The sequence below is a fragment of the Halomonas profundus genome (assembly GCF_020865425.1).
GTDB classification, from domain to species: Bacteria; Pseudomonadota; Gammaproteobacteria; order Pseudomonadales; family Halomonadaceae; genus Vreelandella; species Vreelandella titanicae.
On sequence record NZ_CP086344.1, the window covers coordinates 5,055,556 to 5,069,815 of the forward strand.

The 14,260-nt window shown below is 53.1% G+C and carries 14 protein-coding genes; 2 read left to right on the forward strand and 12 right to left on the reverse strand.

The window, feature by feature from the left end; translation table 11 throughout:
- Nucleotides 1–35: 35 nt before the first annotated feature.
- The 3 genes from LMS44_RS23020 to LMS44_RS23030 all read right to left on the reverse strand — a co-directional run bounded on the left by LMS44_RS23020 (nt 36) and on the right by LMS44_RS23030 (nt 3,382).
- Nucleotides 36–857: a 3-oxoadipate:acetyl-CoA acetyltransferase gene (locus tag LMS44_RS23020; protein WP_041157347.1), complete on the reverse strand. Its 822-nt coding sequence runs from the start codon at nt 855–857 to the stop codon at nt 36–38.
- A 113-nt stretch (nt 858–970) separates the two neighbouring features.
- Nucleotides 971–2,473, reverse strand: coding sequence for an SLC13 family permease (locus LMS44_RS23025; RefSeq protein WP_041157348.1), 1,503 nt, complete (start codon nt 2,471–2,473; stop codon nt 971–973).
- A 432-nt stretch (nt 2,474–2,905) separates the two neighbouring features.
- The gene (locus LMS44_RS23030) at nt 2,906–3,382 is read right to left on the reverse strand and encodes a MarR family winged helix-turn-helix transcriptional regulator (protein ID WP_041157349.1); all 477 of its coding nucleotides are present in this window, start codon (nt 3,380–3,382) and stop codon (nt 2,906–2,908) included.
- Nucleotides 3,383–3,552: 170 nt separating this feature from the next.
- On the opposite strand from LMS44_RS23030, the gene LMS44_RS23035 reads away from it, so the two are divergent.
- On the forward strand, nt 3,553–4,569 hold the full coding sequence (locus LMS44_RS23035) for an AraC family transcriptional regulator (RefSeq protein ID WP_041157350.1): 1,017 nt from the start codon (nt 3,553–3,555) through the stop codon (nt 4,567–4,569).
- 23 nt (nt 4,570–4,592) lie between these two features.
- Here the strand turns inward: LMS44_RS23035 and LMS44_RS23040 are convergent, their stop codons facing one another.
- The 3 genes from LMS44_RS23040 to LMS44_RS23050 form a co-directional block, all read right to left on the reverse strand.
- Complete coding sequence (locus LMS44_RS23040) at nt 4,593–5,657, reverse strand: TRAP transporter substrate-binding protein (RefSeq protein WP_041157351.1); 1,065 nt, start codon at nt 5,655–5,657, stop codon at nt 4,593–4,595.
- 71 nt (nt 5,658–5,728) lie between these two features.
- Entirely contained in the window at nt 5,729–6,706 is a 978-nt protein-coding gene (locus tag LMS44_RS23045; RefSeq protein ID WP_041157352.1) for a 3-hydroxybutyryl-CoA dehydrogenase, read from the reverse strand.
- Between the two features lie 24 nt (nt 6,707–6,730).
- Nucleotides 6,731–7,837, reverse strand: a complete 1,107-nt coding sequence (locus LMS44_RS23050; protein ID WP_041157353.1) for an NAD/NADP-dependent octopine/nopaline dehydrogenase family protein — start codon at nt 7,835–7,837, stop codon at nt 6,731–6,733.
- Between the two features lie 504 nt (nt 7,838–8,341).
- Between LMS44_RS23050 and LMS44_RS23055 the strand changes: the two genes are divergently transcribed.
- Nucleotides 8,342–9,391 (forward strand): TRAP transporter substrate-binding protein, encoded by a 1,050-nt coding sequence (locus LMS44_RS23055; protein ID WP_052475472.1) that lies wholly within the window; start codon nt 8,342–8,344, stop codon nt 9,389–9,391.
- 85 nt (nt 9,392–9,476) lie between these two features.
- On the opposite strand, the gene LMS44_RS23060 is transcribed toward LMS44_RS23055, so the two are convergent.
- Genes LMS44_RS23060 through LMS44_RS23085 form a run of 6 tightly spaced genes read right to left on the reverse strand, consistent with a single transcriptional unit; the run spans nt 9,477 to nt 14,176 of the window.
- Nucleotides 9,477–10,259 carry a class II aldolase/adducin family protein gene (locus LMS44_RS23060; protein ID WP_089691332.1) on the reverse strand — a complete coding sequence of 261 codons (783 nt, stop codon included), beginning with the start codon at nt 10,257–10,259 and terminating at the stop codon, nt 9,477–9,479.
- Nucleotides 10,260–11,315, reverse strand: a complete 1,056-nt coding sequence (locus LMS44_RS23065) for a ketopantoate reductase family protein (RefSeq protein WP_041157354.1) — start codon at nt 11,313–11,315, stop codon at nt 10,260–10,262.
- 11 nt (nt 11,316–11,326) lie between these two features.
- A complete protein-coding gene (locus LMS44_RS23070) occupies nt 11,327–11,893 on the reverse strand; it encodes a nuclear transport factor 2 family protein (protein WP_041157355.1) in 567 nt (188 codons plus the stop codon).
- Nucleotides 11,894–11,943: 50 nt separating this feature from the next.
- A complete protein-coding gene (locus LMS44_RS23075; RefSeq protein ID WP_041157356.1) occupies nt 11,944–12,876 on the reverse strand; it encodes a flavin reductase in 933 nt (310 codons plus the stop codon).
- A 36-nt stretch (nt 12,877–12,912) separates the two neighbouring features.
- On the reverse strand, nt 12,913–13,104 hold the full coding sequence (gene thmT / locus LMS44_RS23080) for a 2-hydroxymuconate tautomerase (protein ID WP_035565068.1): 192 nt from the start codon (nt 13,102–13,104) through the stop codon (nt 12,913–12,915).
- Nucleotides 13,105–13,147: 43 nt separating this feature from the next.
- The gene (locus LMS44_RS23085; protein WP_041157357.1) at nt 13,148–14,176 is read right to left on the reverse strand and encodes a TRAP transporter substrate-binding protein; all 1,029 of its coding nucleotides are present in this window, start codon (nt 14,174–14,176) and stop codon (nt 13,148–13,150) included.
- Between the last annotated feature and the right edge of the window lie 84 nt (nt 14,177–14,260).

The window sequence follows — 14,260 nt, forward strand, 5'->3', positions numbered from 1 at the left end:
TTACTCCTGCGGTTTTATTGCCGGTTTTGTAGTGTTTATAACCCAAGCATCTCACGGGCCTGCTGCCAGGTTGCCACTGGGCGCTCATACCTTTCGCAGAGAGCTACGGTGCGCTCGACCAGCGCGGCGTTGGAGGGCGCCAGCGTATTACTGTCCAGGCGAACGTTATCCTCAAGCCCAGTCCGAGTATGACCACCAGCAGCAATAGACCACTCGTTAAGCAGGTATTGATTGGCGCCGACGCCTGCGCCGCACCACTGCGCATCCGGCGCTAGCCGCTTGAGCGTCTCGATATAGAAATCAAAGGTAGGTTTGTCCGCTGGCATCGCGTTTTTAACCCCCATCACAAATTGAACATAGAGCGGCGTCTTTAGCTTACCTTGCTTGGAAAGGCTCACCGCCTGATGGATATGCGACAGATCAAACGCTTCAATTTCAGGCTTAATGCCATACGTGAGCATCTCATCGGCCAGCCACTCCACCAGTTGCGGCGGATTCTCGTAAACACGATTGGGGAAGTTATTGGAGCCCACCGAGAGACTGGCCATATCAGGCTTCAGCGACAGCATCCCGCCGCGCACCTCACCGGCGCCGGAGCGCCCGCCGGTTGAGAGCTGAATAATCATGCCAGGGCAGTGCTTCTTAAGCCCTTCCATTAGGCGACCAAACTTCTCCGGGTCGGATGAAGGCGTTTGGTCATCGTTGCGCACATGGCAGTGGGCAATGCTAGCTCCCGCCTCGAACGCCGCCTGAGTACTTTCAATTTGCTCTTCAACCGTAATCGGCACGGCAGGATTGTTCTCTTTGCGCGGCAGGCTGCCGGTGATAGCGACACAAATAATACAGGGCTGAGACATGGAAACCTTTCTTTGTTCATATTGCGAACACTAATTTGTATTACGAACAAAATAGAGCGAATCGTTACCAGCGTCAAATCCGAATCGCTACCAATGACGTTGACAACCACATTTTAGAAAGAGACATCGAATACCAAAGGGACAATGGTGTAGAGCGCGACCATAATCACCAGCAAACCGATGACGTTGAGCCAGATACCTGCTCGGATCATGCTCTTGATTGGAAGATCCCCTGTTGCGAAAGCCACTGCATTGGAAGGTGTCGCCACGGGCAACATAAAGGCGCAGCTCACGGCAAAGGTAACCACGATGGTCATCAGGAAAGGTTCAATACCCAGCCCCACGGCAATAGATCCCATAATCGGGAAGAAGGCAGCCGCCGTCGCCGTGTTACTGGTTAGCTCGGTCAATAGGATAATGACGATAGCCGTGATGGCTAGGATCAGGATTGGAGGTAACCCCGATAATCCCGAGACGCTCTCGCCAACCCACGCACTCAAGCCAGTGGCGGTGAATTGGGCTGAGAGTGTTAGGCCACCGCCAAACAAAATCAGCACCCCCCAGGGCACGTCACGAGTAGCCGACCAATCCAGCAACGCCCCTTTTCCATTAGAGGCAGGAATCACAAACATCAGAATCGCCGAGAGAATCGCCACACTGGTATCGTTGATGTTACCCAACCAAGGCAGTGCACTCTGCACGACAGGAATTCTCGCGATTAACGGCAGGAATACCCAGCAGAACACTGCCCCGGCAAAAACCATCAATACACGTGACTCCTCAGGCGATAGTCGGCCCATCCCCTTGAGCTCTGCCTCAATCATCGCCCGGCCACCCTGGATGCTCTCGACTTCCGAGCGGAACACCAGTTTGTTAAGCACAAACCAAGCCAGCATTAGCATAGTGAATGAGAACGGCACACCCACCAGCATCCAGTGACCAAATCCGATGCTAAGCCCGTGGGTGTCTTCCATGTAGGCGCGCATTAGCGCCATCGGCGGCTGGCCGATCAATGTGGCCATGGAGCCAATGGTGATGGCATAGGCAATGCCCAGTAGCACAGAGGCAGAAAACTTGGGCGTGTCATCACCGTTACCCAGTGACTTCACTAGCGCAATGATCGAGCCTCCAATGGGCACCATGATCACTGCGGTGGCGGTATTGCTGACCCACATGGTGATAAACCAGCTAGCGAACATCAAACCGAAGACGATTTGAGCCGGCTTAGTACCCACGGTGAGCACCGTCAGTAGCGCGAAGCGGCGGTGTAAATTCCAGCGTTGCGTTGCCAAGCCCAGCAGTACGCCACCCAATACTAGAAAGACAATGCTGTGAGCATAGGGCGAGGCGGTCTCACCGACCGAGGCAATATCGAAAAAAGGGAACAGTACAAGCGGCAACAGCGACGTGGCAGGAATAGGTATCGCTTCTGTCATCCACCAGGTGGCCATCAGCATAGCAATGCCCGCCACTAGACGAGCATTGAAGGCCAGCGTTTCAGGCAAAAGGAAGAAAACACCCAAGCCAATGACGATACCCATTACAAGTGAGATTGGCTTGAAAGCAGAGGTTTCAGCGTAGGGCGCTTGTTCAACGGCCCCTGTGGTTTGCGACATGATCGTTTTACCCGCATAGCAATAACAGTGCAGGTGAGTGTTACGACTGATGGGCCGAGTCGCCAATACCTCTCAGGTTGATGCACATACCTAACTGAGTAAATTGACATGAATACAGAGAACTCTATATAGTCAATAAAATCAGTTATTTAACTATAAAATAGCTGCTATTTTCGTACTTGACCTATTCGTGACTTTCACAAGGGATAGGGAATATCCTGCTTAATTACGACGTATAGTTTACGACTAATGGATGGGCTACTGCGAAAAGCGTGGCAATTTCACTACCCGCGTGACGTTTAAGCAAAAGCGCTAAGCGGAAGTTTGAATAAAAAGGAGTAGTTCAGGAAAGGGCAGGGCTATTAGATAGCCCATAGGGCAAATGTAAGCACTTTGGCCGCGATGGCAGTAATTCCAGCGTCCCTCTAGACCTTAAAGCGCGTTTAAGTTATGAAACATCCTACTCAAGCACTGATTGATATACACAATGTCCTGTTTACTGAAATCGGCAAAGGCTTTTTCCACCAGACGGCTAGTAACTTGCCGCGCAATATCCAGCTTTGCCTCACCCGCCTCGGTAAGCTCTACTTCAGTGACGCGACCATCCTGCGGGCTGGCCTCTGTTTTAAGCAAACCCGACTCTTGCATTCGGTATACAATTTTGGTGATAGTTGACAATTTTGCAACAGCGTGTACTGATATATCCGACATGCTAAGGCGCCCATGTTCATGTAGGATCATGAGAATGCGCCACTTAGACGAACTGAGCCCGAGTGGTTTCAGTAGTGTATCGACATCAGCGCTGTATTTAGCATTCAGCCTCGCGACCCAATAAAAAGGAAAATCACGCGAGCGAAATTCATCGGCAAGAGGAAAAAAGGAAGACGATAATTCATCCTTGTCGACCATAAGAAGCGCGCCATCCAAAAAAATAGTGGATTATTCTAGCATATATCCATTCGAGTGTAAGCGCCTGGGAGCTTCTAGAGATAGAGCGTGCCATCTACTGGCCCAGCCGCTATTGCCTCGGCTTCACACCCCAAAACCATCACCTGCTTGGTGCATTGTTGAGGTGAACCATGGGTACAACACCGTTTCTGCTGCAGAAGCACGCTATTCTGCGCACCGATTCACAAGAGGTCATTCGTGAGCATGTCACCCACTACCTCTGCCCACATCGCATGCGTTTATTTGACGGCCCGCGACTTGCCTCACGTTTGAGTGCCGTCAGCTTCGACCAATTGGCCATTATCGAATTGCAATATGGTGCCAATGTCGAAATTGATCCCGTCGAAGAGTCAAACGTTTACCTGTTTCGTATCACTCTCGAAGGCCAGGGAACCATCGTATACGCTGACCGTCAGGTCAGTATGATTCAGGGAGGTGTTACTGTCACATCCCCCTGTCAACGCGCTCTCATTCAAACTTCTCCGAACTGCCATAACATCATCGTTCGAGTACCGCGCCACCGGTTGGAACAACGCCTTTCGTGTCGACTTGAACAGCGCATTGATCTTCCGATCATCTTTGACCACTACTTTCCCGAGCATTACCCCGGCACGGTCTTTCTTCTGGATACCATCAAGTATTTTGCCCGTCTCACCGACTCTCTTCACCAGCAAAATGCTCCGCGCCAGCAGATCAAGCTGATGGAAGACTACTTATATGACAGCCTGCTGGGGCTGTTCATGAATAACTACAGTCAGCGCTTGAGTGGCACCCCCTCTCCTCTGCCACACTATGTAAAAAACGCCAAAACCCATATAGACCAGAACCTCAAGCAGGGTATCGAGCTCGATACTCTGGCCTCGATGATGGGGGTATCAAAGCGCACGCTTCAGTACGGCTTCCAACAATTTATTGGGCTCTCGCCCAAAGCCTATTTTACTCAGCAACGCATGAAGAGTGTGCACCAGGCGCTGCTTGATGCCCCTCGCGGTCATCGCGTCACCGATGTCATCATGCAACATGGCATCAACAGCCCTGGCCACTTCTCCGCACAGTACAAGGAGGTCTATGGGGTGACCCCAGTGCAAACACTGCAGTCAAACCGCGAACATACTACTGGTAACGAATTGGCCAACGTCTGGCCCTGAGCTTACTGTCACCTCTGCTCTTTTTATTCAGCCTCGGTACGATATTCCTCGATCAGCTCCTGCATTCTTTCTGCAAAGGCGTACGCGGGCAGGCCCTGTTGCTCTGCATCCGACAAGATAGTTTCATTGACCGGCGCGAGCTGGTCATCCCAACGGCTAGCCTCATCATCGTCAAGCGCTATTACTTCAACGCCCTCTTCCTGCTGCGCCCACTCGAGTGAACGCTGTATATGCTCATCGAGATATTGGCCGGTGAAGGTTGCCATCTCCGGCGCCAACTCCTCGATCACCGCCTGTATATCAGCAGGGAGCGCCTCCCACTTCTCTCGCGACATCAGCGCCGCAAAAATGGTGTTAGTTAAGGGATAGTCGGTCACGTACTTAGCCAAACGCGCGAACTGCATATCCATTAGCACTTCCCGGGAAGCCGCATACCCATCGATAATGCCAGATTGAAGTGCCTCACCGGCATCGGCTTGCGACATACCTACTGCTGTTACTCCCAGTGCGTCCAGCGCCCTGGAGTTATCGCCGGAAATTCTTATTTCCAGCCCCTCCAGGTCTTCCAGTTGATGAATCGGTTCAATGGTTTGAAAATAAGCAGGCTCCGATGTAAAGGCCGTGATGACCTTGAACTCTTCGAGTTCGGGCATCTGGTCACCAAACTCTTGAATCAGTTGGTAAGTCATGCGGCTGGCGACTTCTGAATTGACGTCCTGGCCGGTCAGACTCCCGGCCAAGTTGATCAGAGGAAAACGGCCCGGCTCGTAAGAGGTGGCGGAAAGCCCTATATCCGCAACACCATTCAACACCCCATCGTACATATTGCTGGCCGTGAGTAAGGAGCCCCCGGGGAAGAGGTCGACCTCGACACGACCATCGGTACGTTCATTGAGCTCTTTCGCCCAGTGCTCCATCTGAATGGCCGGAAAGCTCTGCGCAGGGGCAAAGAAAGCGTAGCTGAGGGTAATCACTTGGGACTCGTCGCTAGGCTCATCGACTACCTCCTCCTGTGCATCGCTACACCCCACCAACGCCATTGCAGCTATTAGTACCGTTAACGTTCCCACCTGTGTACTCGTTTTCATTATGACTATCCTCGGCGAAGGCCTACAGGAACAGCATGGTTTCCAATAGGCGCTTTATAGGCTGTGAAGGATTAATAACGGGTAGTGACTGCTGGCATCAGGTCAAGCAGCTCGAGACGCTTTAGAAAAGCGTCGGAGCGCTGCTTTCGGTAGTTCGACAGATCGACCCCTGAGTAGTCGAAGAAGCCCACGCCATCTTGGAAGCCTCGACGCTTCTCTTGCATATTCCGGGTAATAACCTCAGGTGACTTGAATCGGTTATCCAGCTTGTCGCACAGGTAGTTGGAGGCGTAGAAAAGCGTATCGCCACCGCCCCAATCGATGAACTCCAGCACTCCCAGCACCGAATAGCGCAACCCCAGCCCGACTCGAATAGCCACATCGATATCCTCGGCACTGGCAACGCCCTCCTCGACCATACGCGCGGCTTCATTCATGAGCAGCACCTGCAGGCGGGGAATGATGTAGCCCGGCGCCGCCTCGCACAGCACCGGTACTTTTCCTATCCCTTTAAGCACCGTGAACAGCGCATCGACATAACGCTGCTCGGTATCCTTGCCCCGGCTTACCTCCACTAAGGGCATCAAATGGGCAGGATTAAGCCAGTGGGCGTTCATAAAACGGGCCGGATGGCTAACCATGCAGGCAAGTTCGGTGACCAGAAAAGTGGACGTCGTTGAGGCGATAACAGCCTCTTTATCCAAATGTCGGCTTGCCCAGGCCAGCCCTTGCTGCTTAATCTCGCTGACTTCAGGCAGCGCCTCGAAAACCAGACGGCTTCCCGCCAACATCTGCACCTGCTGGTCATCCACGATACGAAGCTGCTTCACCATTGAAGCGATCTGCTCTTCCTGAATGAGCCGCTTCTCCTGAAGATACTTGAGCTCCGTCACTAGCCGACTGCGAGCCTGCTCATAATAGTGCTGACGCTCTTCAGGGCTGCGCGACTTGAAGTCGATCAGCACGACCTCCTTCCCAGCCAGAATGAATGAGAGGGCAATACCTTCTCCCATTCTTCCTGCTCCCAAGACGATAATGTTGTCCTGCATGATGCGGTCTCCTCTATCGATAGGTCAGGCCTGAATGCCATACGTCAATAAAGAGTGCATCTGCCCCTGGGAAAGCGAATCCAATCCCAGCATTTCCAGCGTTCGGCCTTGGGCATAGAGATTTTGGCCTGTGATCGCCGAAGCAATGCTCAAAAGCCCCTCCGCCACTGGCGTGGGCTGCCCCGCCCAGCGGCCAACCGACACGATGAAGGAGAGCCCCATTCGGGTGTCCTCCAGCATGTAACGATGGCTATGAAGATTGATGTTTTCTCGCCAATCGCCACTATCGGTCAGTTTGCCGTGGGCGCCACGACCATACATCCACTCCTCTCCTTCGTAGGCATAGTGGTTAGCAAGAGGAAAATGGGAGGGCTTATAACCTAGCCTCTCGCGTACCGCGATACGTTCATTGTCTAGCGCGGTGGTTACGCTGCGGATAGAGGGCTGGGTTCCTTCATTGTGAATATCCCAGGCATCAAAATGCTCTAGCGGCCCCGCATTCATCATAATTAAAGGCGGATGGATAATAGGGCCAGCGTTCATTAAGGCGCCACTAAGGCCATCTTCGATGGGTTCAACGCTGGGGTAGGCCTCCCGCAATACAGAGAAGGCGTGTGCTGACAGTTCGCTGGGGAAGACGCCGGTAGGGAGCCGGGTTGCATAAACGCTAATGACTACCTTATTAGCACCGTGCTTACGCGCCAAATAGGGCAGCGTTCCCGTTTCACAGAAGGCCACTTGACTATCGTTGCCTGCTTTTCGCATCGCTCGGTGGAACAGGTAGCTGCCGAATGTACCTGGGGGTAGAAAAACCACCTGATCATCCCGTAGTAACGGCCCCAGTTGGTCGGCTAGAGTGTCATGGGAGGTGGCGGGTAACGGCACAATCAGCAGCTCCGCCTGTTGCGTCGCCTCCTCCAGGCTATCTGTTAGAGATAGTTGGTCCTTGTGAGTACCAATCTGAATACGCCGTTCACCCTGCGCATCCTTAAGGTCCAAATGGCCCAATTGACGCAACTCTTGCAGAGCATTGCCATCCCGCCGCCACAACGTTACGTCGAAACCTTTCTCCACCATCTCGATTGCTGCGGCGTAGCAGCCATGTCCACCGCCAATAACGCTGACTTTCATGCTTATCTCCGTTTCTTGTTAACGCCTTCAGGGTCGTTAAACGGTATAGCCATCGGGTTACTGACGGATATCCACAATACGCAACCGATATTCAAAAAACGCAACTAACTAATAGCGGCTCGCTAAAACTGGTCGTCTGTCGATAAAGCCCCCCTTATTTATGGGAATATGCGTAATTAGCCACTATTCGAGGCGTCGAACTAATGGGTAGTGAGTGTGAATGCACCAAGGGTATGTACTTTATTCACCAAGGTGCGCTTGAGTGGTGCTTTGCCAGTAAGAAGTGACGAAATGCGGGGTTACCGTGACTCAACATAGCAACCTTCGACTCGCGTTAAGTAAATAATAATTTAGGTGTTTTTAAACGACTGGAACTCAACTTGCATTGCTTTCAAATGGAAGTGGTTCACTTAACAATTTACTTTACTTTTCATGTGATGCTGAATGTTTATACGCTCCTTCATGACCGGCATTCAACAAACAACAAAAGAGAGGATGTTCCCCATGACGATCAACATGCACAAAAAAAACGCGCTTTTGCAGCACCGACCCTCACTGCTGCGTTTAAGCAGTCTCGTGGCGGGTGTGATGCTAAGTTCAGCGACCCTGGCTAGTGATATCAACCTCAATTACGCTTTCTTTGCTCCCGCTCAGACGTTTCCCGGTGTACAGATGCAGTTCTGGGCCGATGAGCTTGAAAAACGCACTGAGGGGAAGGTCGCCGTCAACACCTTTCCAGGTGGCACCCTACTCACCGCCAGCAACATGCTGGATGGCGTACTTAATGGCGTCGCTGATATTGGCCTCACGACAACCTCCTACGAGCCTGCACGCTTTCCGTTACTGAACCTGATCGGTGACTTCAGCGGTATCGATGTTAACTCTGAAGTGGCCAGCCAAGTTGCCTACCAATTGGTACGCGAGTTTCCCCAAGAGCAGTTCGGTCTTGAGGATTTCAAAGTGATTACTGTATTTACTTCCGAGCCGGGGTATCTCCAGACGCGAGAGCAGGTGAGCACGCTTGAGGATCTATCCGGCCTGGAAATTCGTGTGCCGGGCGAGTCCGACTCCCTGCGCACACTCGGGGCCGTGCCGATTGGCATGTCTCAAGCTGAAACCGGCGAAGCGCTCCAGGCCGGCATTGTTCAAGGGGTAGCGTCCTCCCGCGAAACCCTGATGGATCTTCAGTATGCCCGCTATCTCGACTATATAGTGGACTACCCTCTCTCCAATGTTGTGATGCTGGCAGTAATGAGCCGCCAACGCTGGGAGTCGCTGCCGGAAGATGTCCAACAGGTCATTGATGAGCTAGGCGCTGAAGCCTCTCAGTACGCCGGGCACTATCTTGATAATCATGTTCGCGAAGCCATCATCTGGGCGCAGGATAACCACGATTTGGAGGTTGTCACCCTGAGTGAAGAAGAGCAGAAGCGCTGGGCGGGGCGTATCGAACCGCTAAATGAGCAGCGTATCGAGCAGGTTGCGGCGCAGGGCCTACCGGCAGAGGAACTTTACGACCGCATGTTGGCGTTAATCGAGCAATACCAGCAGTAACATGCATAGATCGGTGGGCCGCCCATCGTCAGCCCTGAGGCAAACAGGCAGCCCATCTGCATGTCTTTTTTAGAAAGGGCGTGGATTAGAAAGGGAGTGGACGCTCGGACTTAAGCTTGCGCACCATGGCAACAAAGAACTCGTTGGCGAAGCCGCTTTCGCGAATCAGCTCGGCAGTGAGGTCTGCACACTTCTGACTAATTGAGGTATCGATTTCCACATCCTCGCCACCCAAAGCTCCTGCTGCGCACTGGTTTTCCGCCGCCCGCTGGACGGTCCACAGTAGGAACAGCGCCTTCTCAATCGAGGACTCGCCCACAGCGATCCCATGGTTACGTAGTACCAGCACGTGCTTGTTACCCAGGCTCTCCAGCATGCGCGTTTTCTCGTCGGCGAAGAGCGTGATGCCTTCGAAATCATGGTACCCCACGCGGCCATAGAGCTGGGCACCGTAGAAATCGTGGTGGGTAAAGCCCTTTTTCTTCTGCACGATGGCCGAGATGGGTATGGTATGAGTATGTAGCAGGCAGTGGATATCCTCCCGCGCCCCGTGCACAGCGCTATGCAGAGCAAAGCCAGCGGGATTGGCGTTGTACTCAGAGGCCTCGACCTTGTTGCCGTCCAGGTCAACCTTCAACAGATTAAGCGGTGTCACTTCCGTGTAGTTAAGGCCGAAGGGATTAACCAGATAGTGATTGTCTGAGCCCGGCACTCGGGCAGAGATATGGTTGAAAATGGTTTCGGTCCAGCCGAAGAAATCGACGAGATGATAACAGTAGGCGAGTTTAAGGCGCTGCTGCCACTCCTCGTCGCTGCAGTGATCAGGTTTGAGAACGTTGTTCGGCATGGGTAACGGCTTGATAGTCATCTAAGAATTCTCCTTGCCACCGTGGGCATGGGACTGACGAAGAGCGCTGTCTTCAAAGTATCGCGTAAGGTGGAGAATGGACTTGATAGTGGGGACGGGAATACTTCTCCTGTCCGCCAGTTCGATCACTCCCTCGACGATCGCCGCGAGTTCAAGGGCTCGCCCCTGTTGATAGTCCTGTAGCATGGAAGTTTTGACAGCGCCCATGCTGGCGCCAAGATCCAGAAGTTCTTGTAACTTCATATCAAGGCGACTGCCGTAGGCTTTTGCAGTAAGACGCGTTTCTTCAAAAAGTTGGCTTACGACCTTTTGCAGCGAGGGGTGGCTATACAGCTGTGCCAGCGTGGTACCGGTCATCACCGAGAGGGGGTTGGACGTCAAATTCGCAGCGATTTTGTTCCATACGGCATCTCTAATACTCTCTGTATGGCGCGTCATGATGCCACTGTTTTCCAATACCTTAACAAGTGTTTCCATACGACTATTCGCGGCGTCGGGCGTGGCGACTATATCGCCAACAATCAGCCGGGGCGGGGTATTTGAAATCGCAATGCCCGGAGCCTGCAGATGTGCCGAAATATAGACAACGCATCCGATGATGGCGCTGGCAGGAAGGCAGCGAACCAGCTCACCTTCTGGGTCTACCGCTTTTATATGGACGGTTTCCATAGGGGCTGTGTTGGCGGCACAAGGCTCCACGGCATCCATGAGTAACCACCACGGCGTACCGTTCACCATGGGCACCAAGCATGTATGTTGGCCGAACAGCGGTTGTAGTTGTGGCAACAGGGAGGGTATAGAGTGAGCTTTAGTACATAGAAAGACGATGTCTTGCTCACCGAGTGAGCCGCAATTATCCGCAGTAATGACGTTGGCGGTGTGTTGCCCCTGCTGATCAATGAGACAGACACCCTTTCGCTTGATGGCCGCCAGCGTGCCACCCCGAGCCAACACGCTGACGGTATACCCTGCCACTGCAAGGCGTGCCGCCAGGGTAGTACCGATGGCGCCGGCACCCACGATGGCTATTCTTGGAGAAGCAATGGAGGCTAGCATTAGGTTCCTCCTTAGGGTTTCATTAACACCGACGCAGCAGGAAAGTCCGTTGCCCAGCCCTCTTTCAAGGGGGCTACAAACACATTTTCCGTCCGTGTACGGGTAATTAACCAGCGTCCGTCATCCTGCTTTCTAAAGGCGTTATTAAGCCGTGATGAACGCAGAAGCGAGCTACCATCAGAAAAAATCCACGGCTGGCAGTGCACCCACTGCCCAGTCGCTGTATTGCCCTTGACGTGAATCTGTTCAGAGGTCAGGTAGTGCACATTCAGGAGTAATTGAGGATCTTTTTTCTGCCCCCAGAAATTCTCGAAGTGGCGTCGAATAGCTGTAGCGCCCACTAGACGTCCAAACTGACCGTCGTAATACTCACCGACCCCCTCCCAAACCGCATCCTCAGTATAGAGCGCCATGATTTGATTAATGCGCTGCTCGTCGCTCTCGATACCGTACTCCGGCATAGGGGTGTCACAAAGAAACATATATCGGGTTTGAATCCGACGAATTTCGGACTCGGCCTCTAGGGTATCGACGCGATCCATAAGTCGTTGAAACGCTGCTGCAGACACTTCCGTCATATCATTTTCCTCCGGTGGTAGCGCTATTTTCTACTCTTCGCCGTGACTCGTCAGGGGGTTCCTAGCTGCTCAATAACACGCTCAAGTCCCCCTTTCAGAATGCTCATCTCCTCCTCGCTCACGCCTTCAAATACCTTCTGCTCATACTCCCGCGCCATTTGCAGCAGCTTGCGCGCCAACTCGCCTCCCTCATTCGTCAGGGCAACGGTAGCGGCGTTATCATCACGGTCACTTACCAGCCCCCGGCGGGTCAGACCGCTTAAAGTGTCCTTCAGGTCTTCGATGGGCTGAGCAACACGTTGGGCAATGGTTTCAAGGGGCAGCGCTCCTCGATCAAGCAGCAGGGTCAGCACTCGCCACTCCTTCTCGTCCACCCCCATGTGCTCGAGGCGAGGATAGAAATCCTTACGATAGGCAGACAGGGACTGACGCAACAGATAGAGAAAGTGATGCCCCAGAAGCCCCTCTCCCGTCTCGACCTCCTCTTGAGGAATCGTCATCGGATGAGGCTCAGGCAGGGCATAGCGCCCATTGTGGAAGACTAAAGCGCCACGACCATCCTGGTAGTCATACTTCAGCACCTCCCCGACGATGATGAAGTGGTCTCCGCCTTCGTATACCTGCCAAGTGCGGCACTCAAAATGGGCCACAGCGCCCACTATTCGTGCGCCGCCTCCAACCCCCTCTTCAAGGTCGATCCCCTGGAACTTGTTCTCACCCCGCTGGGCGAAACGGTTAGAGATGGGCACCTGATCACTGCCCAGTACATTGACCACAAAGTGCTCTGCCTGGCAGTAGGCATCCAGGCTATAGGCGCTTTTATCGATGCTCCATAGAATCAGCGGCGGTGTCATGGAGACGGCATTGAAGCTGCTTGCCGTTACGCCATAGTGCTCACCTCCCGTATCACGGGTGGTTATCACTGTTACGCCAGTGGCGAACTTTCCCAGGGCGTTTCTAAAATCTCTGGTATCAATACTCATGAACTGTCTCTCTTGTACTATTTTTGCAGAGAAGTATCAGCGGCCTAGTTTTTCACCGGTGACGCCACCTATCCCATACTCACTTTTGGGCACCTCGCTGATAATCACCCGAACGTTCTCTTTAGGTGCGCTTATCGATGACACTACGGCATCGGTTACCTCGCTGATCAGCGCTTCTTTTTGCTGCGAGGTTCTTCCTGACATCATGTATACGTGAACGGTAGGCATAGCTATCCTCATCATCCGCACTAGATTGATGTGCTGGCGGCTGTTAAAAAGCAGTCAGCTCGCGGTACTCGTCATAGCGCTCGCTAAAGTTTTGATACGACGCAATGACGTCGGCAAAGTCGTTATCACGCTGAGCCGCTTCTTCCAGCACCTCCTCTGTGGCCAACTGCAAGGCAGCCAACACCTCTTCAGGGAAGCGTTCAACGGTTACTCCAGCGCTGCGAAACTCTTCCAGGGCGGCGGATTGAGCCTGCATATCGTGGGCAAACATACGAATGCTCAAATCACTGCAGGCATTGCGCACGGCCAAGCGCTGGCTTTCTGCCAATCCGGCCCATACGTCAGCGTTAACCAGCAGTTCATTGAGGCTGCCGGGCTGATGCCAGCCAGGGAAGTAGTAGTGCTTGGCAACTTCAAAGAAGCCCGCACTGGTATCAATGGTGGGAAAGCTGAGTTCAGCGGCGCCAATGCGCCCCGTATCAAGCCCGAGAAATGTCTCGCCAGCAGGAATGGAAACCGGCGACACTCCCAAGCGACTAATCACCTCGCCACCCAGACCACTAATGCGCATGCTCATGCCATTGAGGTCTTCAACACTGGTGATTTCCTCGGTGAACCATCCGCCCGCTTCAGAGATCATGCTGCCGCAGGGAATCGGTACGACATTATGGGGTGCGTACAGCGCCTCCCACAGTTCGAGACCGCCGCCGCCATATAGCCAGGACAGGTACTTCGGCACATCGGGGCCGAAGGGAATGCTTTGAAACAGCGCGGCGGCCGGAATCTGACCTGCCCAGTAGCTGGCGGCCGACCAACCTGCGTCCAGGCTGCCGTTACCGACGTTCTCCAGAATTTCGAACGGGGGTGAAAAGGACCCAGCATCATAAGGGGTGAAGGTCAGCTCCCCGTTGGTCGCCGTGGCCACATCCTCGACAAAGCGATGTATTGAGGTATCGATGACCTCAAGACTGAAGGGAAAAGCGGATTGCAGGGTCAAATTCTGGGCCATCGCGGTAGAGGCGAGTAGCGACGCTCCTGTACCGATAATGGTGCTCTTCAAAGACAATTTCATGGTGTTAACTCCTGTTCTATTTGTTTAGTAAGTTCTATTTCCTAAGTTCTATTTCCTAAGTTCTATGTCTTAAGTTCTATGTCT